We start from the raw sequence: 26,565 nt of genomic DNA, 5'->3' as shown, positions 1-26,565 counted from the left end.
GCCCGGACACATGACGCGCCGTCACTACCGTGACGGAATGATGTAACGCCACTCCGTGGCTCTTGGCTGGCTAGGAGGAGGGGCTGGTACAACTCTCGCTCGTTGGGGGCTGCTCTTCGGGGCCGGCCCTTGTACCGGCATCCGAGTCTCCGGGCGGCCTCTTCCCCGATGGATTCGGTCCTCTACGGCTCAACCTGGGCTTTTCTTCTGTGGCTTCGGGCTCTGCCTGCTCCGGCCGGGCTCAACTCCCGGGTTCGGCCACTCCTTCGGTGGACACCCTCCGGGTGCCTCCCCTGTTGTGTACCGGGCTCCAGTATGTCACGGTCCCCGCCCCGTTACAAGTTGCTGGCTGGAGAATCTGTGACCCTGAGTCAGCTACCGTACTCGCCAACTGGTCTGAACCAGTCAGCTAATTCTAGCGGCCGAATCGGGACTTGTACAGGCAGCGGTGGAATTTTCTGTAACGCGCCTGATTGACGGTCAATCGCATCTGGCTGATTGCCCCTCATATCCTACGGGCTTCTCGCTGCGAACGGGGAAGTTGTACCGGACTCTATCAGCCTGAGCCTGTATCAGAATTGCATGGTCAGGGAATCCCGTCTGATGCCCCGTCTCCCCTCCCAGTTGTACCGGGGATTCATGTTGTGGCGCTTCGAGAATTGTACCGGGAATTCTCGGGAGACCGGGCGTTCGGAGGCGGGCCGCGGTGCCGCCGGAGGGCGGCTCGGCCGGCTTCTGCTCGGCCAGGTGGTGGAGCTCCGGCCGGGAGACCCGGCGGTGCGCAGCGGGCGGGGGCGGCCGCTGGCTGGGTTACCTCCGGGGGGCCGGCTCGTTGGCCTGGTGTGAGCGGCGCAGGTGGTCTTCGCGGCCTCGCACCGGGTCGAGGCGTTCGCGTCGGCCGGTGGCCGCGGGCCGGATCCGCACCTGGCCGGGCTGGCGTCCGGCGGGTGGGCGCGGTCCGAGGACTTCGAGGGCTGGGCGGAGCCGGCGGCCGGCTGGTCGGCCGTCTTGGACGTGGCCGGCGACGTCCTCACGGTGACCGGCCGGGCCGGCGTCTGCTCTACGAGGGCGGCCTGAACAGCTCGCGCGCCGTGGCGCCGCACCGCGCGCCGTCACGGCGTCTTCTTCGCCCTGGCCGGCAGCATCACCGGCCCCTGGGACATCGCGGAGGCTCAGCTGCGAGGTGAGATGTACGCGTTGCTGTGCCCGGTGGTGCTGGTCTGAGCTGGGGTGGGGCGCAGCTGCGGCCCGGTGGGGCGGGCGGGCGGCTGGTGGGGGTGGTCAGGCTCCGAGGCCGATGTGGCGGACGTAGGTGTAGGCGCCCCAGTCGGAGTCGAGGTCGGCGATGATGTCGTCCCAGATTTCCTCGAGCTTGCCGATGTCGCCGGCGACCATGGCGTCGACCGCGTCGTCCCAGACGTAGCGGACCTGCTGGGTGCGGATGCGCAGGTTGTCGCGGCGGCGCGGTTCGTCGACGACGTCCTGGTTGATGGGGTGGATCTCGACCCGGGTGCCCTTGCCGTTGTTGTTGAGGTGCTGCTTGAACGCGCCGGGGTTGTTGAGGATGTTGGCCGCCCGGAGGTTCCAGTAGGCGGTGTCGATGGCGTCGAGGTTGGCGGGGAGGGGGTGTTGTTTGCCCTTGGTCCAGGCGCTGATGGTCTTGGGGACGGCGGTGATGCCGGCGTCGGCCATGGCCTGAGCGCCGCCTTGGGTGGTGGTGAGGTACTTCATGCGGGCGGTGAGGCCGCGGCGGGTGGTGACGGGGGATTTGATGCCGCCTTCGACGATCATCCGTTCCAGGGCGTCTTCGAGGGCGCGGCCGAGGACGATTTTCCCGTGGCGGTTTTCGGGGTCGAGGTTGGCGCCGTATTTTCCGAAGTTCTTCCAGCCGTCGGTCGACATTAGGCGGCCTTTGCGTCGATGGTGTACTGGTTCTTGAGCTTCAGCTGAGTAGTGAGGCGGCCTTCTTCGAATACCGAGCGCCAGGGGACGTCTCCGGTGATGTGGAGTTCGTCAGTGCCACGGAGTTTCACGATGGTGAGGCCGTGGTCGTGGGCGCGCTTGGCCTTGTACCAGAGGTTGGCGAATGCCTGGCTGCGGATGATGTGCATCCAGTCGGGTCGGCGGAGGTCGCGGTTGAATGATGATTCGCCGATGGTGGACACGAACTTGGCATAGATCGCCTTGACGTATTTTTCGGTGACGTCATCGCCGTCGCGGATGGCGTTTTCGCGGGCGAGGGTGAGGACGCGACGGAACTTCTCCGTGATGTTTTCGGAGGCACCGGAGGTCCAGGACTGGGTGATGTCGGGGGCCTCGGCGAGGCCGAGCTTGTGGCAGCGGATCAGGAGGCGGATCGTGGCGTCGTCCAGGAGGACCGGGCCCGGCTCGCGGCGGTTGCCGATCGGGTCGGGCAGGTGCGGGTGTTCCCAGGCGGGGCGCTTGGGCAGGAGGTAGATGCCGGAGCGCTTGGAGTGGAAGCCGCCGTCGGGGTCGTGCTGCAGGGCGCCGATGGGCAGCCAGGTCTTCAGGGCGCTGCAGTAGGCGGCGTTGGTGTCGAGGACGTCGACGGCCACGCTGGCGAGGGTGCCAGCCTTGACCTGGCCCAGGAGCGGGCCGTTCTCCCACTTGTGGCGGCCTTCCCAGATGTCGTCGGCTCCGTCGCGGGTTTTTTTGCTGAGGAATTCAAGGCGTTCCGGGTAGACGGTGTGTTCGTAATTTCCGCCGACTCGGGTTGCCTCGAAGAGGGCCATTCCGTTCGGAATTGCTTTCAGCTCCAGCGCGGTGATCGCGGCTTCGGTGTCGCCGCCGTGCTCCTGGAGGGTCTGCTCGACGACCGAGCTGATCATGTCGAGGAAGTGGCCGTAGTCCCGGCCCGCGTAGTCCCCGCCGGCGGCGCGGGCGGGCCTGGGGGCGGCTGTACGCGCCGCGGGGCCCCGGGTCGGGCGCAGCGGGTGGGCGGGCGTCAGGTTGGCCAGGGTGGCCGCGGTGGCGGGGGTGACCTCGGAGTCGGGGTCGAGGTCGGGCGCAGCGGTGGTGTCCTGGGCGGGGTGGCCGGGGACGGCGGCGGTGGGCCAGGCGGGGGCCTGTGTGGGCGCCTCCGGCGCTGGGGTGGGGGTGTTGGTGGGCGCCTCCGGCGCCGGGGCGGTGGTGGTGCTGGTGCTGGTGGGCGCCTCCGGCGCCGGGCGGGGGTGGGTGTAGGGGGTGAAGGGGGTGGGGTCGGTGAGGCGGGCGTGGGTGCGGTCGGCGGTGAGGGTGAGGGTGGCTTGGGTGCCGAGGTCGCGTTCGGCGATGGTGACGAGGAGTTGGGTGGTGGGGGCGTCGGGGTGGGGGTGGAGGGTGAGGGTGGTGTCGAGGCCGAGGGCGGTGATCAGGTCGGGCTGGTCGGTGTCGAGGATGGCCAGGACCGGGACGTGGTGGGTGCGGGCGAGGTGGGCCAGGGCCTGGACGGCGTCGGTGAGGCGGGGGCCGGAGAGCGGGAGGCGGGGGTCGTCGAGGGCCTGGAGGCGGTCGACGACGACCAGGGCCAGGCCGGGCTGGGCGGTGGTGTGGGTGAGGTCGGCGACGAGGTCGGCGGCGGTCTCGGCGATGGCTTCGGGGGTGAGGTCGGTGCCGTCGTCGATGTAGAGGCGGGCGGCGGCGAGTTCGGCGTGGAGGGTGGTGGCGTCGGCCTGTTCGGCGGGGGTGAGGTGGCCGGTGCGCAGGCGGCGGTAGTCGACGGGGAGGTGGGCGGCGACGATGCGGGCGGCGACGTCGGCGCGGGTGAGGCCGGAGGCGGCGTAGAGGACGGGGAGGTGGTGGTCGAGGGCGGTGGTGCGGGCGGTGGTGGTGGCGAGGAGGCTGCCGCCGGTGCCGGGGGCGGCGGCGGCGAGGTAGAAGCGGCCGGGCTGGAGGCCGCCGAGGGCGTCGTCGAGGGTACGGATGCCGGTGGACAGGGCGCGCGGGCCGGCCGGGGTGTCGGTGTCCGGGTCGGGGGTCTGGGGGGTGAGGACGGTGGTGAGGGCGTCGGCGAGCGGCGCGAGGCGGCGCGGGGGCCGCGGGGCGGGCGCCGCGGGGGGCGTGGTGGTCGGCTGGTCGGCCGGCGGGGCCGCGGCCGCGGGGTCCTGCAGGGCGGGCTCGCCGGCCACCGGCGCCGGCGCGGGTGCGGGTGCGTTCGGGGTGGCCGGCTCGGCGTCGGCGGCCTGACCGGGCGCAGCCGCGGCGGGGGTGGCGGCCGGGACGGGCTCGACCACGGCGGGCGCCGGGGCCGGGGCCGGCTGGCCGGCGGGAGCGGCCAGGGTGGGGAACAGGGTGTCGTCCGGCTCGACTTCGCTGCTGCGGTGCGGGGCGGGTCCGCTGCCCGGGGTCGGCGGCGGTACGGGCGTGGGTGCGCTCGGGGCGGCCGGGGCGGTGGGAACGGCTGCGGCGGGGAGGGTGGCTGGGGCGGCGCCAGGGGTGGGCGTTACAACTCCGGTGCCATGTGAGGTTGTTGCTGCCGCTTCGGGTGTAGCGGGGGTGGGCCGGTCGGGGTGGGTGGCGGGCGGGAGCGGGGTGCCGTCGGGGGTGGCGGGGAGCAGCACGGCGAGGGGGGTGACGTGGCGGCGCAGGACTTGGGGGTGGCCGGTGGCGGCGGCCTGGATGAGGTCGCCGAGTTTCTTGCGGGCGTCGGCGGTGCCGTGTGCGGTGGCGGTGGTCAGGTCCCAGCCCAGGGCGGTGGCGGTGGTGGGGGCGGTGAGCAGGGCGTGGTGGGTGCCGCGGGCCAGTGGGGTGGAGGTGCCCTGGCCGGCGGCGCTGATCAGCTGCGGGAGGGTGCTGCGGGCCTGGTGCAGTGTCTGCGGGCTCGGGGCCAGGACGACGGCCGGGGCGGGACCCGGCGTGGCGGCGGTGTCGGCCGCCGGACCGGGAGCCGAACCGGCGGCGGGAGCGTCGGACGTGGTGGGTGGCGGCGTTGCGGGCGCCGGGGCCGGGGCGGCGGGGTCTTCACCGGGCGCGGCGGGCGCTGCCCGCGGGGTCGGGGTCGGCATGGTGGTGGTGGACTCCTTGGAGGGGTCGGCGGCGGGGGCCGGCTCTGCCGTGGCCCGGCCGGCGGCCGGGGCCGGGTGGGGAGCAGCGAGGTGTTCACCGGGCGCGGCAGCAGCACCAGGGGTGCGGTCGGCGGCCGGGACCGAGGCCGGGGTGGTGGGGGTGTTCTCGCGCGCCTCCGGCGCGGGGGTGACGGCCGGGGCGGGGGCCAGGCGGTGGTGGTCGGCCGTGGACTTCAGGCTCGCCAGCTTGGGGCGGTCGAGGACGGTGTGGAGGTGGTCGTCGCCCACCAGGACCAGGGGGAAGCGTTCCATGCCTCCCCGCGCCCACAGGCCGTAGAGCGTCTGCAGCGCGGCGGTGGCCAGTTGGTGGGCGTCGGGCACGACCACCAGGGGGGCGGAGCGGTCGAGTTCGGCGGCGACGAGCTTGAGCGCGGCGGAGTGCTCGCGGGGCTGCGGCTGGCGGTGGTCGAGGCCGAGAGCGGTGTACAGGGCGCGGATGAGGGCGGGTTCGTCGGTGTTGGGGTGGGGGCGGATCCAGACGGCGGGCAGCGGCTGGTGCTCGGTGGCGGCGGTGACCGCCGTGGCGGCCTCCGGGCCGGGGCCGGTGACGCACAGCAGGGCCCGGTGCTCGACCGTGGAGCGCAGGTCGTGGAGCAGGCCGTCGGCCTCCGGGGCGGTCTCCGGGCCGGCGGTGTCGTCGGCCGCCGGGTTGGGGTGGCCGGCGGGGGCCGGGGCGGGGCGCAGCGGGGCGGCGGAAGCCGGGGCCGGGACGGTTGCGGCCGGAGCGGCGGCGTGCGCGGTCAGGTGGCGGTGGGTCGCGCTGGTGTAGAGGCCGGTGAGTTCGGGTTGGCCGAGGACGTCGTCGAGGTGGAGGTCGCCGCCCAGGACGAGGGGGAAGGCCGAGTGGGCCCACAGCAGGCCGAGCCAGCGCAGAGCGTCCTCGGGCAGCTCGTGTGCGGCGGGCACGATGACCAGGTGGGGTGAGCGGCGCAGCTCGGCGGTGATCTTGACGACGGCGGTTTCCAGGGTGCGGGGGCGGCGCTGGCCGAGGCCGAGGTGCTTGAACAGCTCGGGGACTACCTGGTCCAGGGCGGTGCCGTGGACGTAGAGGGGCTGGAGTTCGCCGGTGTCGAGGGCGTGCATGAGGGCTGTGCTGGTGGCGACCGGGTCCGGGCTGGTGACGACCAGCACCGATCGGTGTTCGGCGGCCTCGCGCAGGTCCGCGGTCAGATCGCCGTCGGGCGCCGGGGTCGGCGCAGCCGGGCCGACCCCGGTCGGCGCGTCGGGGTCGGCGGCGGGCGCGGGCTGCGGCGCGCCGGGCGCGGGCGCGGGCGTGGGCGTGGGCGTGGGCGTGGGCACGGCGGCCTCCTGGACACGGTGGCGGGTGACGTGGGGGTGGAGTTCCGCGAGGTCGTGGCGCCCCAGGAGGCCGTCAAGGGTGGTGTCGCCGACCAGCACCAGCGGGAACGGCTCCGGCTCCCACAAGCGGTACAGCAGTTCGAGCGCGGAGGGGCGCAGCCCGAGGGTGGTGATGGCGATGACCAGGCGGGGGGCGCGCTGCAGCTCGGCGGTGATCAGGCCTTCGGCTTCGTCGAGACCGGGAAGCCGGCGGCGCCGGCCGAGGCCGAGCCGGCTGTACAGGGCGCGGATCAGGGACGAACGGTCGTGGCCGCTCACCTGCACGGTCGGCAGCTCCACGGGCTCGAGGTCCTGCGCCAGGGCGTGGGTGAGAGCGGTCTGGGCGGTGGTCGTGTGCGCGCTGGTGACCGCCAGGATCGTCCCGGGCGTGCGGGTGGCGTGGCGCAGGAGCTCCGGCAGGCCACCGACCGGGGCCGGGGTCGGGGTCCCGGCCGCCGGGTCAGTGGTCTCCGGGTCCGGTCCGGCGGGGGCGGGGCACGGCGCGGCGGCGGTGGCCGAGGTGGCATCAACGGCACTGGGAACGAGGGGAGTTGTATCGGCCGTGGACGGGCCGGACACGGCGCAGGTCGGCACGTCGGCGGCGGCCGAGGTGGCCGAAGTGGCCGAGGTGGCGCCAACGGCATTGGGGAGAAGGGGGGTTGCGGCGGCCGGGTCGGCCGGGGCGGGGCCCAGCGGGACCGGGGCGGGGCCCAGCGGGACCGGGGCGGGGCCCAGCGGGACCGGGACGGCGGAGGCGTCCGCCGGGACGGCGGGCGCGTCGGTCTGCGGGGCGGCGGGCGTGGTCCCGCCGGTGCCGGACGGGATGTCCGGGCCCGCCACGGCAGCGGGGGCAGCGGACGCGGCAGCGGCCGGGTCGGCGGCGGCCGCCACCTCGGCGGCCGGGCCGGGCACAGCGGCGTCCGGGACGACGGGCGCGAGCGCGGCCGGTTCCACCCCGTCGTCGGGCTGCGGTCCAGCTGGGGCGCCCGGCGCGGGCGGTTCCGCCACGGCGGCGGCCTCGCCCAGCGCGGGCCGCAGGTGGTCGGCGACCAGCTGCTCCAGGGCCTTGTACACCTGGCCGGCCCTCTGGCTGGTCGGGCCGCCGAACGCGGTACGCGGGGCGGTGAGCAGCACGAGCCAGTGCGTCCCGGTGAGCTTGAGCCGGGCGGCGGCGCCGAGCGCGGACTTCAGCTTGCGGCCCGCCGGGGTGGCCAGGTGACCGCGTGGGGGGTTCACCAGCTGGTAGGCGGGCATGGCCAGGTTCTGGCGCAGCCCCAGCGGGATCGAGGTCCACAGCGGGTCTTCCGGGCCGGGAAGGGCGAGGTGACCGGCCGCCCCCGGCACCGGCTCCCGGACGACTGTGGCCGGTGCGGCGGAGGCGGTGGTGGTGGTGGTCCGGACGGGCCGCCGCGAAGAAGCCGTCCCGCGTACGGACTCGCGCGGGGAGTTTCCGGAGCGGGCCGGACCGGGTGCAGCGCCGGCGGCCGGGCCCGCGACGCCGGCGGTCGTACCCGGGGCCCCGGCGCCCCCTGCAGCCGGGACGACCGGGCCGTCGTCACCGGCCGGGGCCGGGCCGGCAACCGGCACGGTGGTCGGGGAGGCGGCCGGGCCGAGGGCCGGAGAAGCGACCGGGGCGCTCCCGACAGCAGACACCGGGCGGGCCGCGACGGCCGGAACAGCACCAGCAGCGGGCACGGGCGCGGGCGGACCGGCCGGAACAGCGCCCGGGGCGGGCGCGGTGTCCGGCCCGGCCAGGCCCGCGACCGGCGGGACCCCGTCCGCACCGCGCGCCACACCGGCATCACCACGACGGTCACCGGCAGCGGCGGCGCGGGAGGAACCCGAACGAGAAGAGGACACCAGGCACTCCAGACACAGAAGAGACGCACAGAAGACAACAACCCGGGGGACGCCCGGCACCAGCCCGGAGCGGGCGGGCGCCACCGCCGACCAGGCAGCGGAGCCGACCGGGCGGCGAGGCGGACGGGCAGCGGAGCCGACCGGGCAGTGGCGGTGCAGACCGGCGGACGGCAGGAGGCCGCCCCGGTCCCGGACAGGGCGCAGCACGGCCCCGACCGCAGGCCACCCGCACCCACTCACAAGGTGTAACGCTGGGCGTCAGTCTAGCCACACCGGTACACACCCGGCACCGAATGTTGTAACGAGAACGAGTGACGTCGTACCCGCCAGGGACCACCACCCACCCCCAGGCACACCACCCGGGGCCCGCAGGCCCGGGGCCCGGCGGCGGGCCGGAGGCCCGGGCGGGACGGGGCGGACGGCGGCGGGCCGGCCCGCCGGGCGGGACGGGGCGGACGGCGGCGGGCCGGCCCGCCGGGCGGGGATGGCGGGCCCGGAGGTCGAGGCCCGGCGGACGGCCCCGGGACGGCAGGCGCGGCGGGACGGCGGCGGGGCGGGCGGCGTGCGGCCCGGCGGGACGGAGGGCGGGGGCGGGGGCGGGGGCGGGACCGGGGCGGGGGCGGCAGGGCAGACGGGCGGCAGGGCAGACGGGCGGCAGGGCAGACGGGCGGCAGGGCAGACGGGCGGCAGGGCAGACGGGCGGCAGGGCAGACGGGCGGGCGGGCAGACGGCGGGCGGGCAGACGGCGGCCGGGCCCGGGACGGAGGTCGGGGCCCGGACGGAGGTCGGGGCCCGGACGGACGGGCACCCGGGGCGCACGGCAGGGGGACGGCGGGACGGCGGCGGGGCGGCGGCGGGACGGCGGAGGAGGCGGAGGAGGCGGCGGAGGCGGCGGAGGCGGCGGCGGAGGAGGCGGCGGAGGCGGCGGCGGAGGCGGCGGCGGAGGCGGCGGCGGAGGCGGCGGCGCAGTGGCCCCCGTCCGCACGGCTCAGACGCGCCCGACTGTCACCAGAATTCTCAATACAACTGCGGGATTCTCATCAGGCTCGCGGTACTACAGGTCAAGGCACTGATCGACTCGGAAAAAGCGCAACGGACATCTCTCAGCCATCTGCGGCCTCGCAGGTCAAAGCGATCCCTCTACCGCAACATCACTGAGAACGCACACACCCCGTCAAACAAACGCCGGAGCACGGGCGGAGCATTCCCCAAGATGTTAGTTTCACGCGCACCCGGAACCCCGGGCGGGGGTCCGCCGCCCGGGGAGGCAACCCAAGGCAACTCCGGGGCGGGGGGTCCGGACGACCACCCCCGGCCAGGCGCACGCCCCCCGGCGCGCGATCACCCCCGCACACCAACCCGCCGAAGTTTCTAACACTGGCGACCGTTCACCCAACCAACCCAACCCACCCCCCACCAACGTTGCTTAATTCTATGACTCTATGTGTGCGTTATCGCTCTCGACGACTGCTACGGGGTTGCGAACGAGTGACCGGGCGTGCCCGGCGTCGCAGCGGACCGTGTGGGGCTACGAGCGGCATGCTCAGGCGATCGGCAGCCCCAATGCCCTGAGTGTCCCCGGAGCGATGTCCGAGCCGTCGAGGGCGTCGACGAAGCGGAGCGCGTGTTCCGCGATCACCAGGCCCTGCGGCACGTTGGGAACTGGTGCGCCGATGTCCCGTAGGAACGCTGCGACGCCTTCCCAGGAGTAGAGCACCGTTCCCTCGTCGGATTCGGGCTCGGGGAACCGGGGGTCCTGGGACAGGTCAGCCAGCGCGTGCGCGCTGTGCCCGCTGCGTTGAGCGGCTTCGTCGAGCGTCACAGTGTCGGGCAGGGATACACCGACTGCGTGGAGCCCGTCGACAAGCCGGATGCGCTGTACTGCTTCGGCTACGGCGTCCAGGAGGGTCGGGGCCTCGATGTCGCAGCTCAGCTGTCGCAGCACGGCTGGATCTGCGGGGTAAGGGTGAGCGCCAGGATCTTCGGGGGCAAGCGTGTACGAGATCGCCCCGTCTGCGAGGGCATCGCAGTGGTCGAATGCGTCGGCCTGCTCGCGGGTGAGCGGCTGCCTGAGCAGAAGGCCGAAATTCCACTCCACTTCGTCTCTCCCTAGTGCTGGTGGTCGCGGACGAAGCGGTCGATCTTCTTCGCCTCGTTGCCGGGGTTCTTAGGCGTGCCGGAGACGGGGAGGCGCGCTCCGCAGGAGCAGCAGACCACCCACCCCCATCGGTGACCATTCTTGTCCGGCGTGACGGTGCAGCCTGCCCGCTTGGCGCGGTCGAGCGCATTCGCGACATCCGAATTCTGGTGCCGTCCCTTGGAAACCACTCGCTGACCGTACAGGTGTCTCTGATCACGACGGCGGGATCAGGTCACCCTTGCTTGACGCGGCATCAGCCAGTCGTCTCCGCAACGACGACGTGTGCTGACGGGCTCGGCGTACGGCGAGCGTCGGAGTTGCTGAGATGCTCACGTGCGTGAGCGGCGCGGTGGCCTCTCGGTGTCGCGGCCGTATGTCGGACCTCGGCGAGCACGTCGCCGCTGCGCAGCACAGCGCCTCGTCCGCCCGAGCGGCGCCCGACAAGGTGCGCAGCGCCCTGGACGACCTGAACGACGGCGCCCGGGGCTGGCACGAGGCTTCGCCTGTTCAGCCAGGGCGAGTGCCCTGCGAATCGAGATTGTTCGGCATTCCGGCTTCCGGCGGGCGGAGCCTCAGTTACGGAACCCGCGGTCGGGGTCGCGGGCATCGTCCGCCCGGAACGGCTCGAACCACTCGTCGGCTGCGAGGTTCACCATGCCCATGGCCTGGTGAATCTCGCTGTCCTTGTCCTCCATCCCGTCGAGCCTGGCGTCGAAGAGCATCAGCACGTCGTGGTCCTCGAAGAGGTTGTCCGAGCAGCCTTCCCAGTCGTAGTCGGCGTGCCTTCGTGGCAGATCGGCGACGAGGTCACGCACGGCGTTCGGCCGATTCGTCGTGATCGACCGCGCGCGGTCGATCATCAGGTGGAGGGCCATCTCCTCGCCCGTGCATCGTGGCTCGATGCCGTTTCGGTCCGCATCACGCAGGTCGCCAGTCAGGTCGTCGAAGGCTCTGGCCATCTGCCTGCGCCACTGGCCGTCCCGGCGCAGGGTGATGGCCGGGAGCTGGCCGAAGACGCCTCCGGCGCCAGGGGACAAGGGCTCGTCGCCCAGCGCGGTCACTTCCTGCCAGGCCAGAGCGGACAGTTCCTCGCCCGCCACACCCAGCACCGCGACAGTGCGGGCCGTCAGCACGCCTTCGTCTTCCTCTTCCGGCCATCCTTCTTCCTCGTCGTCGAGGTGCCAGTGCGGGTGCTGGACGCGGGTGGCAAAGCGTTCGCGGGCGTGGGTTGCGGCGCGCTCGGGTGCCGCGAGGCAGGTGTCGATGAGCTGCAGTTCGTCGCAGACGGCTTCGGCGGCGAGGTCGGTGCCGGCCTGGGCGAGGAGTTTCGTGTCCGCGTCGGCGGCCGGCGTCGCGCGTGGCAGGACGACGGCATAGAAGTTGTCGGTCAGCCGGTCGATGACATCGGCGACGACGGTGGTGACGACCATCTGGTCGTCAAAGGGGGCGTGCACGTTCAGGGCGTCGATGACCAGGAAGTTGCCGGGCTGTTCGACGGCCTCTTCCAGTTCGGCGGAGAAGCCTCCGTCCGGGGTGAGGAGCCGACTGGCGACGATCGCGCAGAGCGTGCCGTGGTCCGTCATCCGGTCGGCCAGGTTGTCCGTGTTGTAGTACCGGCAGCGAGCTGCGCGCAGGCTTCCCACCTCGCGGTCGCCGTCCAGGATGCGGATGTGCCATTCCTGAAGGCCCCGATCGAGGTCGGCCAGGCCGTGGTGGTGACGGAGCTCGGTCCTCAGGTTCGTGAGGTCGGGTGCTGTAGGGGCAGTCACCGTGGGGGTGGTCATCGTCTCTCCTGTCGGCCTGGCGTGGTGCGTGGCGCGTCACCCAGCGTAGTGGCCGCTGTAGCGGGCGCGGGCGTATCGACAACGGCGCGCTGCCGCAGTCCAGTTCGTCTTGGAGGGCCGACGTGGCGAGGCTGGTCGATGCTGGCGCTTCTCGACGAGTTCTGGGGAGCGCGTGCGGGGACGGCGTCCCGCCGAGTGGGCCTCGGGACGAAGATCATCTGGCAAGGCGTTCCCCACGTGGGACGCCGGGCGTCTTCCGGGACAGGGGTGGCGGGATGTGCCGCAGGCTCCAGGTCGAGGGACCGTCGCCCTCGGTCAGGCCGTACGGCCTGGCCGGTCGATCTCGCCTGATCCCTCACGCCCGCCCGTCAGGCGGGCGGGCGCAGCAGCGCGATGACGGTGGCGTCGTCGCGGTAGCCGTCCGCGTCGGCCTGTGCGGCGGCGGTCAGGGCGTCGGCCAGGGCCTGGGGATCCGTCTCGTGCGCGCGGCACAGCCGCTCCATGGCCTCCATGTCCACCTGGTCCGAGACGCCGTCGGTCACGAGCAGGACCAGGCGGACGTGTTCGGGGATCTGTGTCTCGCGGCACATGGCCGCGCCGGCTTGAGCGAGTCCGGTCCTGGACCAGTTGTCGTGGGCGGCGGCGAGGTCCACGGCCACACCGTTGCGGCGCAGGTACTGCCCCATGGTCTGGTCGGTGCTCCACTGGGTGAGCGCGGCGCCGTCCCAGGCGTAGGCGCGGCAGTCGCCGATCCAGTGGATCGTGGTGGGCTGGCCCGGCTCCATGCGGGCGTAGACGGCCGAGGCGTGCGGCGGGGTGTCGTAGGCGTGGGCCATCTGTCCGGCGGTCGTCAGTGCGGCAAGCCCGCCCATGGTCATGCCGATGTGGGTGATCACCGGCGGCACCGCCTGGGCGTAGCGGACGACTGCCGCGTCGTGGCCTGCGCCGTCGACGACGGCGGCGCACACCCGCTGCCCGCGCCGCTGGAGGTCGTTCCCGTCGCCGCACGGGGGCTCGGTGCCCGGCCGCCGCGCCATCCCCACCGTGATCGCCTGCGTGCCCGCCGCTTGGGCTTCACCTGTCTCGGCCATCGTCTTCTCCTTCGTGTCGGTCGTCGGTCTGATCGACCGCCCTGTACTCCGCCTGGAACAGAACGCGGTCAAGGAGTCCACAGAATTGGGAAGTTGTGGCTGCTGGGGCAGGAGAGACGAACCGGGAGCGGCACCCGGAAGACGACGGTGACGGCCGACTCGGGCAGCCCAGCGGACATTCTCGTGATCCCGCGTGCAGGCGAACGGCGCTGCACAGGGTGGGGGTCTGGCGCACGGCGGAGGTGAGGGTGTTCTGCTCCCGGGTCGGCATCGCGGCACTGGGGCAGGATGGTGTTGCCGAGCCGGCAAGCCGACGAGGGAGCGGTCGGGACAGTCGAGGCCGTCCTGGGCCGCCTCTCCGGGCTTCGGTGATCTGCTGGGTGGCCGTGGCAGGCGCCCGAGGATCTGCAGGCGCGTCCTCCGTTCCGCCAGGAGGGCATGGACCATCGTCCTGCGCCGATAGGCTCGGGGTGTGTACTGGAAGGAGCGAGCGGTGTGCCGGCCCCTTTCGGGGAGTTCCTCGCGCAACTGCGCGGACGCAGAGAAGAGGTGCAGTGGAGAGCGTGGAGGAACTGGTGCGGGACATGGCGGGCCTCGTCGCAGAGATGGCGGGCCGGTACGCCCGTGAGGACGGCGACCGCGGTCCCGCGCTGATGCCACTCGGCGGCGTCGGGCGGCAGGAGGGCGAACGGGTCGTGGACCTGGACGCTCCGCTTCTGGGCCATGCCACCCGCGAGATCCGCGACCTGCTCAAGCGCGGCGATCCCTTCGGACTGCAGATCCGCGATGTCCAGCGCGCCGTGCACCTCGACCGAGGCGGGTGCCTGGCGCTGTTGGCCGCGACCGTCGACGCCGGGTACCTGACCGCGCCCGAGGACCTCAACGAGGTCCAGCACTGCTACAACTGCAGGACCGACGACTGCGAGTACCACGACTACCGGACCTGGACGCTGACCCCCGCCGGGCGGACCCTGGCCCACGCCTCCGGCCGCAAGCCGTCCACCCGCAAGAACGCCGACGCGCTGGTCTCCAAGGTGGTCAAGGCCGCCAAGGCCGTCAACGCCGACCCCGACGCGACGCTGTGGTGGGTCAAGGAGATTCGTGCGGTGGGCCCGTACGCCGAGCTCGGCCAGGAGTCGCTGCTGCACGTCGACCTCGCCGTGGACCTGCGGCCGCGCCTGGACGACCCGGCCGAGCAGCGCAAGGCCGAGCAGCGTCTGCGCGATGCCGCCCGCGACCGCGGGGAGCGGGAGCGGGTGTGGGACATGGTCGGATACGGCCACTGGCGTACCCGGCTCGCGCTCGCCGGGCGCAGCAAGGTCGTCCGAATGTTCCGCCCAGAGCGGGAAGTTGAGGGCCGGCTGCTGTTTACTGAGAAGCGGGACCTGACCGTTTCCGCGAAGGCGACCGTGCCCTATCAGCGGCCGACGGCCGTACCGCTGAAGAGCTGCTCGTGGTGCGGGCGGCAGGTTCAGGCGGCGCGCGTCGCCCAGCGCGGTGCCCCGCTGGCCTCGTCCCCCATCGGGATGTGCGAGCAGTGCCTGTCCCTGGGCTGGACCGATGATCTCCAGTATCAGGGAACCGCTGAGGTGTGGCCGTGGCGGGCGGTCCGCGAGCTGCGCAGGACTCTGCCCGAGGAGCCGATCCACTCCTCCGGATGCGCGCTGTGCGGGCGCACCGATGCGGTGGAGCGACCGTGGTGGCCGGGCGACGACCGCGACGGCTCCGGAAGTGACGGACACGAACCAATCGTCCTGCGGTTGTGTGACGTGTGCCCGGGGCTGCTGGAACTGATCGACACCTCCGGCCGTGAGGGCTGGTGGTGCGCCCGGCACCAGAACGCGTGCCTGGCCGGCATGCACACCCTCCTGCGCCGCCGCGCCGGCGTCGAGGAGGTCCCCGGTGTCCAGAAGGCCCGCAAGGTGCCACGGCTGACCGCGCTGCACCGGGACGTGCTGGCCCGGGTGGCCGAGCACGGGGCGTTGTCGGCCGTCGACCTGTGCCGGGCCCCGTTCAGTCAGGACCACCAGGATTCCCGTTGGTGGGAGGTGCGGCTGGGCCACCTGTTCGATCACCGTCTCATCGCCGCGGTCCGCGACGGGGGTGAGGAGGCCCGGGAGCTCGTGCGAGCAACCAGTGAGCTGGAGCGGGACCTGGCCGGGCGGCTCGGTGCGCTGTACATGCCGGGGCCGGTCTGGGACGGCGAGCGGGTGCTCGAGCCCGCGCCGCCCGCGGGCTGGGCCGAACTTCGCGCCCAGGCCGATCAGGAGGCGGCCCGGCTGGACCGGGACGCGCTGCGGCGGCGTACGGAGCATCCGGTGCCGGAGGCTCCCCGCGGCCGCTGGGGGTAGCCGACGCCACCCCGCATCGTCCCGGTACGTGCGGTGTTAAGCGAAGTTGGCCGGGTACTGCTTCTCCGCGGCTCTATGCTCGATGCCCGGGTGTGCACGGCCGGTATGTGGCCGCCGCGCCGGATCTCAGCAGGTTCTGACCGACAGGAGTCTCCTGGCGATGTCCCAACACCCATCCATGTCCCGGACCGGGTTGGCCACCACGGCGCTCGGGGTTGCCTCCACGGGGCGGGAGTTGGTCAGCGCGGTGTGCGCGTTCCGCAGCTATCCCGCGCCCGGCGACGGCCTCGCGGCACGGCTGGTGGCCGGGGCGTTCACGGCTCTGGATCAGGTGCCGCTGGAGGTCCGCCTCTACGTCCATGACCTTCAGGACACGGCCGAGAAGTGGCCGGCGCTGCCGATCACGCTGCCGCCGACGCCGTGGCAGGCCGCCACCCTCGTCGACGACCTGGCCGCGCTGGTCACGGCCCTGCCTGCGACCGAACTACGGGAGGCCGCCGAAGGCATGGCCCTCACCCGCGGCGAGGTCGCTCTGGCCTCCGACAAACCCGTCCTCGCCCGGGGCTGGCGCAAGGACGGGCCGCTGCCTGATCCGGCGATGCTGCCTCAGGCTCGCCGTGACCGGGAGGCCGAGCTGCTCGGGCTGTTCGCCCACGTGGATCCGCACGACTGGGACCCTGGGCAGACCGATGCCGTCCGCAAGGCCCTGCTGATCCGCCTCGCCGGCCTCGGTGACGGCCTGCTGCGCGTCTCCGCGCTCCCGCCGGCTCCTCTGGACTGGCATGCAGACGGCGAACGGCTCACCGCACGCCTGCCCGTGCCCGGCGCGCCCCAGCCCCTGGAGGCCCAGGTCGTGGCAGAAACCGTCGACCGGCACCCTCTCATCTCGTGGAACGATCCCGTGTGGGGGGCAACCGGGACGGCCGTCTCCTGCGAGTGCTGGCGGTGGCGCGTGGGCTGGCGTTCCGCCGATGGCACGTTCCACACCGACGCCGGAAGTACCGAGGCGAGCCAGGCCGCAGCGCAGTTCGGCGCGGAGCAGACCCTTGTCGAATACGCCGCGCGGGCACAAACCGTGCGCCAACGGGCGCGCTACCGGCTCTTGGTACCACGGCAACCCGACAAGCTGGTGATGAGCGACCCAGCCATCGTGGTGCTCGAGCTGCGGTCGCTGCTGGAAGCGGTATGCGCCGAGTACCGCTCCGAGACGAACCACCCCGAGTCCGCGACCGGGTGGCGCATCCTGCCGCACCAGGACGAGAACAAGGAATGCAGCCTCGTCGCGATCCTCCTCGACAACTGCTACGTTCCCTACCCCGAGCTCGGCGACCCGGCCAACGATGCCGACCCGGCCGAGGCCACGTTCGAGGACTTCCTGCGCTCCCACGCCGTCATCCTCACCCCGCCCGCCCGCGCCTACCTGACCGGGCTCTCCCAGGTCGGGCCCGGCGAACTCCCGCTACGCCGGCGACACGAGGCAGCGATGCGCGCGGTGTTCGCCGTCGACGGTGAAGCGGCCGACCTGCTGGCCGCCGACATGGGCCCCCTGTCCGACGGCATGGCGTGGATCGACCTCCTGGATGTCGCGGCGCTGGAAGGCTTCCTCACGGCCACGGAGCATGATCCGACCCAGTGACAGCCGGGTGCGGTGCGACGGCATGCGTGCGCGCCGGGATCTGTTGCTCGATAGCCAGGGCCGGTTCACTCATACAGCCATGATGCTTCACGGGTGCTTCTTCAGCTCGCGCAGCTGCTGGCGGAAGTCCTCCGGTACGAGTCCGGTCTGCTCGGCGAGCGCGGGGATGTCGTGGTCCTGGAGTTCGAGGCCCATGGTCTCGGGGATCTCTTCTGGGTGGTGGCGGTCCCCTTGCGCGATGGTGCGCTCGGCAAGGAGAAGGAAGACCGTGCGGGCGGTCTCGTCTGCAATCTCGAGGCCGCATACGTACGCGGTGGCGTGCCGGCTCATCGTGTGTCCTCCCCGGGGCGGGCCACGGCGGCCGTCGTCTGGTCGATCACGCTACCGGCGCTTGGCCACGGCGGTGGCGCGATGGGGTCATGCGTCCGGCCGCGGCTGGCCGTCGGCCCACCGCTGGGCGGCGGCGAGGTTCGGGGCGGTCCCTTCGGGCACGTAGGCGAAGCCGTCCCAGGACTCCAGGACCCGGGGCTCGTCGGGCCTGACGTGTGTGGCGCCGCCGCCGGCGGGCCGGTGCCGGCGGTAGACGTCCATCGGTGCCCGCCTGCGCCGCAGGAAGGCGGCGAGCGGGTCGGCGGGGTCGATCTGCGGCACCGCTCGCGACGGCTGGTCAGATGGCCCGGGACGGCTGTGCCTGCCCATGATCGTCCTTGCTCCTTCGCTCCGTGTTCGGATGCGGCCGTGTGCCGAGACAGCACTTCCTCAACGGTGCCCGGGAGGAAGCAGTGACGCAGCCCGTTCCCCCAGGTTGCGAAGGTTGCGCGAAGGCCGCTCGATACCCTGGGCCTCATGTCGATGTACGCGGGGGTGCCTCCGGAGAAGGAAGGCCAGTTCGAAGCCTTCATGGCGGCCTACGCCAACACCCGGACAGTCCTGGACGCCGTGAGGGCGTGGACCGCGGAAATGCCGCTGCGCGAGGACCTCGGTCCACGGGAGATCGTTGCTCCGTCCCGTCGATGGCTGCAGGAGCGGACCCACCTCACGGACGGGATGATCGACGGGGCGGTCTTCGCTCTGTTCGCGTCCGGAGCGGTCAAGCAGCACCCCTCCGAGCGCGAGGTGTGGTGTTGGGCGGACCCCGAGGCCATCGACATCGCGAAGGCCAACGACCAGTTGCTCACCGTCTTGGACATCGTTACGCAGGCCGGGCTGCACATGTCCGGCCCCCCGGAGTCCGGTGTGGTGACGGCCCTGAAGCCGGATCTGCGGCGAGTCCGGCGCTGGCCGCGATGGCGCCGCTCCCGGCCTGATCGTGAGCCGTGATGCATGGAGAGGCCGACCATCGTGACCAAGCCGCTCGCCGTCGGGCTCATCGGCATCACCGGCTCAGGCAAGACAACCCTGGCCACGGCGCTCGCCGCACGGGGCATGGTGCGCCTCTCCGTCGATGAGGAAGTCCACCGCCAGCACGGCCGCTACGGGATCGACTACCCAGAGCACGAGTACGGCGAACGGGAACGTCCCGTCGTCGAGGAGGTGCTGGCCGAACTCGTCGACCACCTTCGTGCCGGCCGCGACGTCGTCCTCGACCACGGGCTTTGGCTGCGCCGTGAACGCGAGGAGTTGAGGCGCACTGTCGAGCGTGCGGCCGGTCGGCTGCTCCTGGTCTACCTCCCCGTGGGAAAGCCGGAGCTCCTGGCCAGGCTCGAGCGACGCAACCGCCGCGACGACGCCAACGCGCTCACAGTCACCCCCAGTGCCTTGGACGACTTCTTCGACCGGTTCGAACCCCCGGAACCGGATGAGCCGATGCTGATCTACGCCGGAGATCCAGACGCCGTCCTGGACCAGCTCGCAAGGGACACGTCACCCGAAGGTGGGGCTCCATGATGACCGTGAGGCCGTTGCTCCGCAGATGGGCGATGCAGTCGGTGATCCACTCCACGTGCTGCTCGATGGAGACGACCCATATTGGTGAGCACCGACGGGCTCAGCGGCCCGGTGACCGTGAAGAGGTTGGGGAAGCCCGCCGAGACCAGACCCAGATGGTTCAGCGGACGGCGCCACCGAAGTCGGGAACGATAGGGACTGGGGCGAGCGAGCGGCCTGCCGCACCGGCGATCCGGACGAGTTGTTCGTCGAGGGCGCGGACCAGAACCGGGCAAGAGCACTGTGCACCGGCTGCCCCGTGAGGCTGGTGGCCGGCCACGTAGCACAGCACTGGTCCGGGTGCCTCACCCGGCGGCTCATCGTCGAGGGGCACGACGGCGCGGCCGGCGGGATCGTCCTCAGTACCAGCGCCGCCCGCTCCAAGCCCGCGCGCCGTATCGCCTGCGCCGGGGACGCACTCTCGCCGTACGTCCGGGAGCTGTGCGGGCACATCGCGTGCGCAGAGCCTGCGCCGGCCGGACCGGGTAGCCGCTGCCCCAGCCACGTCACCGACCCCGTGCCACCTCACCACCCGAAGACCCACTGGGCGGACCTGGCCGCGACCTCCTGGGCGATGACCCACCACGAGGCCTGCACCGCAGACGTGATGGAGCCCGCACGTCGAGATGTCGTCGTTGGCGGCATCCGTGCAGGCATGAGCAAGAGCCGCCTGCACGCGTTCACCGGGATCGCCCGCAGCCGGCGGACGCGGCAAGCGGGCCGGGCGCGGCGCGGGCCCAGGCGGGGCGGCAATGTTCGGCGTTGTTCGGTGCACATCGACGAACACCCCACGGGCACGGGGAGAAACCAGCCTGAAGAGGAGATGCGCGGTGCCAGCCAAGTTGGCTTCTACCAAACAAAGGGCCCCGCGCAGCCCTGGCAAAGATTGCATCAGCGCTGAGCAGTTCTGGAGCGCCCCCGGGCCAGCCGAGCAGGGCCCGGGGGCGCGGCCGGGCGGCAGCGCGGCGGTCGCTGAGAACGCGCAACACAGCGGGCGGTGCCCTTAGCGGGATGGTGCTGCTGGACGCGGACACCGGACTTTGAGGCCCACGCGCGGGGCTGGTCGGGGAGTCGGGGGTAGGTCGTGGTTCCCGGCTGGGAGAGCTGAACCATCTGACTTGGCTCGTGGCGGACTTTAAAGATGCGGCCACCGTGAAGTCTGCCCGTGGCAGTTGCTAACTGTAGCAGGCCGGGATGCCCCAACCATCTGACTTGGTTTGTGACGGACTTTGAAGATCACGGCGTGTCCGGCTCTCCCGGGTCTGCTGGCTCGGGATGATCAGCGCATGAACGTCGAGTTGCCCGGAGTGCAGTGGAACGAGTTGTGGCTACCGTTGCGGCCGTACGCGACGAACCGGCTACAGGAGGGGATCCGGCGTGAGCAGCGGCCGGTGGCGATGACCCGTCGGTACGTGGAGGCGAACCCGTCGGCGATGAGCAATCTCCTCGTCGTGGATGTGGACCACTCGGATGCGGTGCTGCGGGCGGTGTCGTCGGTGGGGTCGCATCCGCTGCCCAACGCGGTCGTGGAGAACCCGGTGAACGGGCATGCTCATGCGGTGTGGGCCCTGGCGGAGGCGGTGACGCGGACCGAGTACGCCCGGCGCAAGCCACTGGCCTACGCCGCCGCGGTCACTGAGGGCCTGCGCCGCGCGCTGGACGGCGATGCGGCGTACTCGGGGCTGATGACGAAGAACCCGCTGCACACGGACTGGAGCACCGAGTGGTTCCACGGCGGACTCCACACGCTCGGCGGCCTGGAGGAGGCGCTGAGCGGCCACATGCCGCCCGCGCGCTGGCGGGAGACCAAGCGGTTCCGCACCAACATCACCGGGCTGGGGCGCAACTGCTCAATCTTCGAGACGGCCCGGACCTGGGCGTACCGCGAGGTACGCCACCACTTCGGCAGCCCCGACACCTCCACACCGCCATCCACGCCGAAGTACATACCCGCAACGCCGAATTCACCGAGCCGCTGCCGGCCGTGGAGGCGCGTGCGATCGCCAACAGCATCCACCGGTGGATCACGACGCGGTCGAGGATGTGGAAGGACGGCGCGGCGGTCTACGAGGCCACCTTCGTCGCCATCCAGTCCGCCCGCGGCAAGAAGAGCGGTCAGGCGCGCGCTGCGCGCCGGGACGAGCGCACCGAAGCCATGCTCGAGTACATGAGGGGGAAGCCGTGACGCGGGAACCCAGGCGTGAACGTCGCACCGCGACCGCCCGTGAGCTCGCGGACCGATTCGGAGTGTCCGAGCGGACGGTACTGCGCATGATCGCCGAGGAACGCACGACGTACGAGGGCCGCTCCCGGCAACGACGAGACCAGATCGTCGAACTGCACCGGCAGGGGCTGAAGGGCTACGAGATCGCGCGCGAGCTGAATGTTTCCACCGGTCTGGTGTCCATCCGACTCAAGGAAGCCCGCTCAGCCGGTGTCGACCTCACCCGCTACGCCGCTGCCGGTGAAACCCACGAGCAGGGCCAAGCGTAGCGAGCCGGCCGGGTCAACCCTCGGCGCGCTCCCTCTGGATCTTCTGCATCTTGCGGGCCATGTCGACCTGCGCGCGGATCACCGTGTCGAACAGGGCCTCCGGATCGCCGTCGGGGCCGGCGCTCGCAGCCAGCAGCGAAGCGACTTGGGTGCAGATCTTCTGAGGGTTGATCAAAGCTCTGTGACCTGCAGGTTTTCCATTGGTGCGTGATCGCTGAGGTCCACGTGGCGTGCACCTCCGCGCCGGGACAGGCGATTTGCGGCGACGGGCCTCGCTGACCAGCGCGGATGCCGACAGCGCGAAGCGGCTGTCGTGTGGGCCGAAGCGTATAGACGCAGGTCAGCCGGACGAATAGGCACCCTCAGAGGATCTGCACCCAAGCGACTTGGCCGGCGAGGACAGTGACCACGTCGGCTGCCCCCACCGGGCCGCGGACCTCGATCAGCTTGCGCACGGCGCCGTCGATGCGGTCCATGGCCTCCTCACCCTGGAGGAACAAACCGAGCCGGTCGGCGAGGAACATGCGAACGACCGCCACACCGTCGGCCAGGGCAGTGTCCACGTTGAAGTCGACGCGGGCCTTCTCCGACTCCTTGAGCACGGCCGGAATCGTGTACGTCCGCTGCTCCGGGATGAGGCCCCCCTTCCGCCACTCCTCGTACGGGATGGGGCCAACGGCGTCACGGCGTGCACGGTGTTCGTTGGTCGGGCTGCCGCCCGCGGTGCGGCAGGCCCGCCCTGCGGCTGCCTTGCAGGTCGGGCAATCAACACGGCGCTTCCACGCGCGCACGAGATCCATCTCGGCATCGGAGCGGAGGTGACGTCGCCACTCGCCGCCCCACGGGATGCTCTGTGATCCGTTCTCCACGCCCATTGCCCCCTGGGTCCGGTGGTGTGTGCCGTCGTCGGTGCCGTGATGATGACCGTACCTGCGGTGGCGCCTCTCAGCGGTCGATCGGGAGAATGCCGTCCAGGCTGCTCTCGGAGAGGATCTGTTGGACCGTGTCGTCCAGGGTGCTGGCCGCGTCGATGACGGTATCCAGGCCGTTGGGGAGCAGGTCCTTCTCTCGGTACCAGTCGCGTAGGTGGCCCTCGTTGACGTGCGCGAGGTACTCGGCGTCTGGTTTCGTCGCGTGCCGGAGCACTGTCTCCTCGAAGGGCACGTGGAGGTAGTAGCACCGTGTGACGCCCTGGTGGGCGCGCACCAGGTCCTGGAGCATCGTGCCGTAGCGGTCGGCGTACAGGATGCCTTCGACGACGACGTGGAAGCCGTTGTCGAGGGCGTAGCGGGCGGTGAGGTTGATCAGGCCGATGTTGGCGCCGCCGGGCCGGTCGTGTTCGCGCAGCACGATCCGACGGAGGTTGTCCTGGGCGACGATGGCGAGGTTGCGGCCGAACTTTTCGCGCAGGCTGGCCGCGACGGAGGACTTGCCCGAGGCGCTGTTGCCCCGGAGCACGATCAGGCGCGTGTCGCTGGTCCCCACGGTGCCGTGCTCGGCCTCAGTCACCGCGGCTGACCTGGATGCGGTTGTCGTGGAAGTGCTGCCAGTCCATGACCAGGCGGAAGCGGCGGTGGGCCTCCAGGCGCTCCGCGTCGGCCGGCTCCTCGCCGCGCTGGACACGGGCGTCGCCGGATTTCACGAGTTCCGCGAGAGCGAGCCGAACGTCGTCGACGTCCTGGCCTGTGGCTGCCGCCAGCCGGTCCAGGGAGGTGAGGGTCTCTGCCGGTTCACCCAGATCGTCGACCAGGTGGTCAATGAGGGTGTCGAGGAGCGGGCCGGTGCGCATCGTCCAGCGGATCCCGTCGAGGCGCTCGGTGAGTTCGGGGTCCAGGGGCAGCACGTCGCCGGGCAGCGGCAGCGCGGCGGGCATCGACCACCGGGTGCCGTCCGGCGTCTCCTCGCGGCGGGCCAGGCCCCACGTCAGGTAGAGCTCGGACAGGTCCCGCACGGTGGTGGGCACCGGGAAGCCGGCTGTCGTCAGCATGGTGCTGAACTGCTCCCAGCGGGCCGCCTCGCATGCCTCGCGGCCCTCCGGCGCGGCCTCGTAGTCCCATTCCTCATCCGGCCAGGAGAAGGTGAGGGGACCGTCGAGGTCGCCGCCGATCATGTCCCAGTGCCCGTCGAAGATCTCGTGCACCAGGTCGTCCAGGGAGCCGGTGTAACCGGGCTGGCACGCCGTCCCGATCAGCATGGTCAGCGGGAAGCCCTGACGGTGCAGGACGTGCTCCCAGCCCGACACCCACCAGTCGTTGTGCATCGCCATGTCCCGGCGCGGCCCGGGAACAGACGCCTTCTCAGTCATCCGCAGCTCTTCCTCGAAAACACCTCGATGCTCGCAGCGTACGCAGCGAGACGCGGCAGGCTCACGGACGCCCGACCCACGCCTGGTGGTGCGGGGCGACGCGCAGCTGCTCGCGGAGGCGGCCGCGCAGCACTCCGACGCGGGTGCGGCCCTCCAGGACCTGCAGTCCGCTGTCCGCCGGGTCCAGGAGGCGCCGGTCGATGAGGAGCGCCGGGCGCAGCCACGTCCCGTGGTCTTCCCAATGCCGGCCGATGTCCGGGGGCCGCGCCTTGACCCAGTACACCGGGTCGGCGGCGTAGCTCTCGATGCAGCCGGCGTCGCTCTCGCCGGTCGGCATGGTGGGGAAGGCCGCGGCTGGAATCGTCTCCAGCTTCCAGGTGATGGCGCGCAGATCGACGTCTCCGTAGTCGTCCACGAAGTGTCCGTTGTCGCCGTGGTCGAAGAGGAAGTCCCTCAGGACGTCGTCCGGCCACTGCGGGGTCGGCGCGGAAGCGGTCGAAGTCGAAGCTGAGGCCGCCGTCCCGGCGGCGTGCCATCAGCGGGCTGAGGTCGTTGAGCTTCATGTCAGGCCCCACTCTCCAGCGCGTACAGCTCGTAGGGGACGGGTCCGGTCTCGGTGTCCCGGTCGGCCGTGCCGATGCGGGTGAACCCGGCCTTGGTCAGGACGCGGCCGGAGGCGGGGTTGTCGGGGTGGTGCATGGCCTCCAGCCGGTTGAGGCCGGCGGTGGTGAAGGCGACGGTGACGACCTGGTGGGCGGCTTGGGTGGCGTAGCCGTGGCCCCAGCTGTCGTCCCGGAGGATGTAGCTGATGGTGCCCATGGTCGGGGTGCGTCGGCGCAGGGAGATCAGGCCGATCAGCTCGTCGTCGGTGAGGATGGCCCAGCTCCACTGCGCACGGGGGGTTTCGGTGGCTCGGGCGAGGGCGGTGCGGATCTTGTGGTGGGCCTGGTCGAGGGTGAGGGGCTTGCCGGTGGTGTGCCGGATGGAGGCTCCGCTGTAGACGCGGGTCAGGGCTGGTGCGTCGTCGAGGGTCAGGGCGCGCAGGGTCACCATGCGGCGGTCAGCTCCTTCGCGGTGGGCCGGTCGGCGGGGTCGGGTGCCAGGCACGCGGTGATGGCGTTCTCGAACTCGGGGAAGGGCCACGGCCGGATGTCGCGCAGCGCGGTGGTGGTGCCCTTGGCGATGGCGGCCAGTTTCTCCAGCCGGTCGAGGTCGTCGTCGTAGGGGACGGGGCGCTGGCCGGTCCAGCACCAGAACAGGGAGGCGCCCAGGCTCCAGATGTCGGCGGCCGGCTGGGCGGGGATGTGGGTGTCGGCGGGGGTGTCGAGGATCTGCGTGGCGAGCTCGGGGGCGGTGGTGTGGGTGAGGGCTCCCCGGTACGGGACGCGGCGGTGGCCGTCGTCGGGGCCGCAGGCGAGGGCGTAGTCGATGACGGCGGCGTGGCCGCCGGGCGTGACGAGGGTGTTGGTGGGCTGGACGTCGGCGTGGGCCCATCCGGCGGCGTGCATGCGGGCGAGGTGTTCCGTCCAGGTGCGGGCGATGCCCGCGAGCCAGGGGCGGACCGAGGCACGGTCTCCCTCGGGGCCGCGGGCGAGGGCGAGGGCGCGCCACAGGGGCGCCCCGTCGATCCAGTTGACGGCCAGCCACCGGCCGCCGTCCCATGCCCCGGCGCCCACCCGGTAGTCGGGGCTGAGGGCGCCGGCGGCGGTGAGGTGACGGAGGTGGTCGTCCTCCTGGGCCATCTCGGCGGCCTTGTCACGGGCGTCGTCGCCGTCGGGGCTGTTGGCCTTCAGCGCGACGGCTCCCTTGGGGCCCTGGAGTTTCCAGGCCCGGGAGCCGCGCCGGTCACTCAGGAGCTGGATCGCGGCGGGTTCGCCGGTATGCCCGGTGAGGAGGGCGACGGCTTCGCCGGGGGGAGCAGGTGCCTGGCCCATGTGCGGATCTCCGTCCACTCGGTGGGGATGTCCTCGAACACGTCGCGGCCGTCGTCGTCGGCCGCGGCGAGCGCGGCGGCCAGGTCGGGTGTCGCGCGCAGGAAGCGTGGGTCGCGGCGACGGACGGCGGCCCTCACGGGGAGGAACGAGACGGGGGCGGCCGGGATCCGGTGGCCGGCCGCGGAGACTTCCTCTTCGCTCGCGTAGAACTTGCCGAACATCACCCCGACCGGACCGTAGAGGTTCTTCAGCACCCAGTGCGGCCAGGCCATCAGGTCACGGTGCCGGGCGCCGGGCACGTCGCCCAACAGGACGATGTTCTCGCACCGCAGCAGACCGTGCGGCCGGTTCAGCAAGGGCCGCAGCCACTCCGCGGTCTGGACGCCCACGTGGAACAGCTCCGCCTCCACAGCGTCGGCGTCGCCGTCGGCACGGTAGACCGTCCAGGACGTCAGACCCTGCTGGAGCGACGGGGCGTGACCCTGCTCGCTATGGCCAGCGCCGTCCTTGTTGACGGCCAGGTCCCCTCGTTCGCACCTGAGCCGTCTCTCACCGATACCCCGGACAACGTCATCCCGTTCCGCCCGCCCACCAGCTGAGCGACCCGGCCCTGCGGATCTCCCGGTCCTTCCCGGCACTGCTCG

The 26,565-nt window shown here is 72.0% G+C and carries 24 protein-coding genes and 2 pseudogenes; 9 read left to right on the top strand and 17 right to left on the bottom strand.

The window, feature by feature from the left end:
• Nucleotides 1–855 precede the first annotated feature (855 nt).
• On the top strand, nucleotides 856–1,077 hold the full coding sequence (locus OG393_RS34170) for a hypothetical protein (RefSeq protein WP_327378632.1): 222 nt from the start codon (nucleotides 856–858) through the stop codon (nucleotides 1,075–1,077).
• 204 nt (nucleotides 1,078–1,281) lie between these two features.
• Here the strand turns inward: OG393_RS34170 and OG393_RS34165 are convergent, their stop codons facing one another.
• From OG393_RS34165 to OG393_RS34140, 6 genes are all read right to left on the bottom strand, one after another.
• Nucleotides 1,282–1,902, bottom strand: a complete 621-nt coding sequence (locus OG393_RS34165) for a hypothetical protein (protein ID WP_327378633.1) — start codon at nucleotides 1,900–1,902, stop codon at nucleotides 1,282–1,284.
• Complete coding sequence (locus OG393_RS34160) at nucleotides 1,902–7,745, bottom strand: DnaB-like helicase C-terminal domain-containing protein (RefSeq protein ID WP_327378957.1); 5,844 nt, start codon at nucleotides 7,743–7,745, stop codon at nucleotides 1,902–1,904. Before OG393_RS34160 ends, OG393_RS34165 begins: the two co-directional genes overlap by 1 nt.
• Before the next feature lie 2,059 nt (nucleotides 7,746–9,804).
• Nucleotides 9,805–10,359 carry a hypothetical protein gene (locus tag OG393_RS34155; protein WP_327378956.1) on the bottom strand — a complete coding sequence of 185 codons (555 nt, stop codon included), beginning with the start codon at nucleotides 10,357–10,359 and terminating at the stop codon, nucleotides 9,805–9,807.
• Between the two features lie 11 nt (nucleotides 10,360–10,370).
• A complete protein-coding gene (locus OG393_RS34150) occupies nucleotides 10,371–10,589 on the bottom strand; it encodes a hypothetical protein (RefSeq protein ID WP_327378955.1) in 219 nt (72 codons plus the stop codon).
• A 384-nt stretch (nucleotides 10,590–10,973) separates the two neighbouring features.
• A complete protein-coding gene (locus tag OG393_RS34145; protein ID WP_327378954.1) occupies nucleotides 10,974–12,185 on the bottom strand; it encodes a hypothetical protein in 1,212 nt (403 codons plus the stop codon).
• A 368-nt stretch (nucleotides 12,186–12,553) separates the two neighbouring features.
• A complete protein-coding gene (locus OG393_RS34140; RefSeq protein ID WP_327378953.1) occupies nucleotides 12,554–13,276 on the bottom strand; it encodes a hypothetical protein in 723 nt (240 codons plus the stop codon).
• A gap of 554 nt (nucleotides 13,277–13,830) precedes the next feature.
• On the opposite strand from OG393_RS34140, the gene OG393_RS34135 reads away from it, so the two are divergent.
• Both OG393_RS34135 and OG393_RS34130 read left to right on the top strand, forming a co-directional pair.
• Entirely contained in the window at nucleotides 13,831–15,627 is a 1,797-nt protein-coding gene (locus OG393_RS34135) for a hypothetical protein (protein WP_327378952.1), read from the top strand.
• 160 nt (nucleotides 15,628–15,787) lie between these two features.
• Complete coding sequence (locus OG393_RS34130) at nucleotides 15,788–17,263, top strand: hypothetical protein (RefSeq protein WP_327378951.1); 1,476 nt, start codon at nucleotides 15,788–15,790, stop codon at nucleotides 17,261–17,263.
• 87 nt (nucleotides 17,264–17,350) lie between these two features.
• On the opposite strand, the gene OG393_RS34125 is transcribed toward OG393_RS34130, so the two are convergent.
• Nucleotides 17,351–17,593, bottom strand: coding sequence for a hypothetical protein (locus tag OG393_RS34125; protein WP_327378950.1), 243 nt, complete (start codon nucleotides 17,591–17,593; stop codon nucleotides 17,351–17,353).
• Nucleotides 17,594–17,680: 87 nt separating this feature from the next.
• Nucleotides 17,681–17,962, bottom strand: a complete 282-nt coding sequence (locus OG393_RS34120; protein WP_327378949.1) for a DUF6087 family protein — start codon at nucleotides 17,960–17,962, stop codon at nucleotides 17,681–17,683.
• Nucleotides 17,963–18,109: 147 nt separating this feature from the next.
• Here OG393_RS34120 and OG393_RS34115 point away from each other — a divergent pair, with 147 nt between their 5' ends.
• Complete coding sequence (locus OG393_RS34115) at nucleotides 18,110–18,583, top strand: hypothetical protein (RefSeq protein WP_327378948.1); 474 nt, start codon at nucleotides 18,110–18,112, stop codon at nucleotides 18,581–18,583.
• 21 nt (nucleotides 18,584–18,604) lie between these two features.
• Nucleotides 18,605–19,150, top strand: a complete 546-nt coding sequence (locus OG393_RS34110; protein ID WP_327378947.1) for an AAA family ATPase — start codon at nucleotides 18,605–18,607, stop codon at nucleotides 19,148–19,150.
• On the opposite strand, the pseudogene OG393_RS34105 reads toward OG393_RS34110, so the two are convergent.
• Nucleotides 19,149–19,317: pseudogene (locus OG393_RS34105) on the bottom strand (cyclohexanone monooxygenase); the annotation flags it as partial. The gene OG393_RS34110 and the pseudogene OG393_RS34105 sit on opposite strands and share 2 nt — an antisense overlap.
• Here OG393_RS34105 and OG393_RS34100 point away from each other — a divergent pair.
• The 3 genes and pseudogenes from OG393_RS34100 to OG393_RS34090 form a co-directional block, all read left to right on the top strand.
• Nucleotides 19,287–19,454, top strand: a pseudogene (locus OG393_RS34100) (WhiB family transcriptional regulator); the annotation flags it as partial. The pseudogenes OG393_RS34105 and OG393_RS34100 sit on opposite strands and share 31 nt — an antisense overlap.
• A gap of 1,021 nt (nucleotides 19,455–20,475) precedes the next feature.
• Nucleotides 20,476–21,360: a replication initiation protein gene (locus OG393_RS34095; protein ID WP_327378946.1), complete on the top strand. Its 885-nt coding sequence runs from the start codon at nucleotides 20,476–20,478 to the stop codon at nucleotides 21,358–21,360.
• Between the two features lie 10 nt (nucleotides 21,361–21,370).
• Nucleotides 21,371–21,682 (top strand): HTH domain-containing protein, encoded by a 312-nt coding sequence (locus OG393_RS34090; protein ID WP_327378945.1) that lies wholly within the window; start codon nucleotides 21,371–21,373, stop codon nucleotides 21,680–21,682.
• Between the two features lie 13 nt (nucleotides 21,683–21,695).
• Here the strand turns inward: OG393_RS34090 and OG393_RS34085 are convergent, their stop codons facing one another.
• The 8 genes from OG393_RS34085 to OG393_RS34050 all read right to left on the bottom strand — a co-directional run bounded on the left by OG393_RS34085 (nucleotide 21,696) and on the right by OG393_RS34050 (nucleotide 26,310).
• Nucleotides 21,696–21,857, bottom strand: a complete 162-nt coding sequence (locus OG393_RS34085) for a hypothetical protein (RefSeq protein WP_327378944.1) — start codon at nucleotides 21,855–21,857, stop codon at nucleotides 21,696–21,698.
• A gap of 187 nt (nucleotides 21,858–22,044) precedes the next feature.
• The gene (locus OG393_RS34080; protein ID WP_327378943.1) at nucleotides 22,045–22,482 is read right to left on the bottom strand and encodes a zinc finger domain-containing protein; all 438 of its coding nucleotides are present in this window, start codon (nucleotides 22,480–22,482) and stop codon (nucleotides 22,045–22,047) included.
• A gap of 145 nt (nucleotides 22,483–22,627) precedes the next feature.
• Complete coding sequence (locus OG393_RS34075; protein ID WP_327378942.1) at nucleotides 22,628–23,191, bottom strand: AAA family ATPase; 564 nt, start codon at nucleotides 23,189–23,191, stop codon at nucleotides 22,628–22,630.
• Nucleotides 23,184–23,987 (bottom strand): DUF6042 family protein, encoded by an 804-nt coding sequence (locus tag OG393_RS34070; protein ID WP_327378941.1) that lies wholly within the window; start codon nucleotides 23,985–23,987, stop codon nucleotides 23,184–23,186. The genes OG393_RS34075 and OG393_RS34070 overlap by 8 nt, the downstream gene beginning before the upstream one ends.
• 61 nt (nucleotides 23,988–24,048) lie before the next feature.
• Complete coding sequence (locus OG393_RS34065) at nucleotides 24,049–24,402, bottom strand: hypothetical protein (protein ID WP_327378940.1); 354 nt, start codon at nucleotides 24,400–24,402, stop codon at nucleotides 24,049–24,051.
• A gap of 149 nt (nucleotides 24,403–24,551) precedes the next feature.
• A complete protein-coding gene (locus OG393_RS34060) occupies nucleotides 24,552–25,040 on the bottom strand; it encodes a GNAT family N-acetyltransferase (RefSeq protein ID WP_327378939.1) in 489 nt (162 codons plus the stop codon).
• A complete protein-coding gene (locus OG393_RS34055) occupies nucleotides 25,034–25,921 on the bottom strand; it encodes a protein kinase domain-containing protein (RefSeq protein ID WP_327378938.1) in 888 nt (295 codons plus the stop codon). Before OG393_RS34055 ends, OG393_RS34060 begins: the two co-directional genes overlap by 7 nt.
• Complete coding sequence (locus tag OG393_RS34050) at nucleotides 25,837–26,310, bottom strand: hypothetical protein (protein WP_327378937.1); 474 nt, start codon at nucleotides 26,308–26,310, stop codon at nucleotides 25,837–25,839. Before OG393_RS34050 ends, OG393_RS34055 begins: the two co-directional genes overlap by 85 nt.
• Between OG393_RS34050 and OG393_RS34045 the strand changes: the two genes are divergently transcribed.
• A complete protein-coding gene (locus OG393_RS34045; RefSeq protein WP_327378936.1) occupies nucleotides 26,311–26,520 on the top strand; it encodes a hypothetical protein in 210 nt (69 codons plus the stop codon).
• The last annotated feature ends 45 nt before the right edge of the window (nucleotides 26,521–26,565 follow it).

The sequence above is a fragment of the Streptomyces sp. NBC_01216 genome, from assembly GCF_035994945.1.
Lineage (GTDB): Bacteria > Actinomycetota > Actinomycetes > Streptomycetales > Streptomycetaceae > Streptomyces.
The sequence above is the reverse complement of the archived record's forward strand: the minus strand, read 5'-3'. Positions and strand labels throughout refer to the sequence as shown.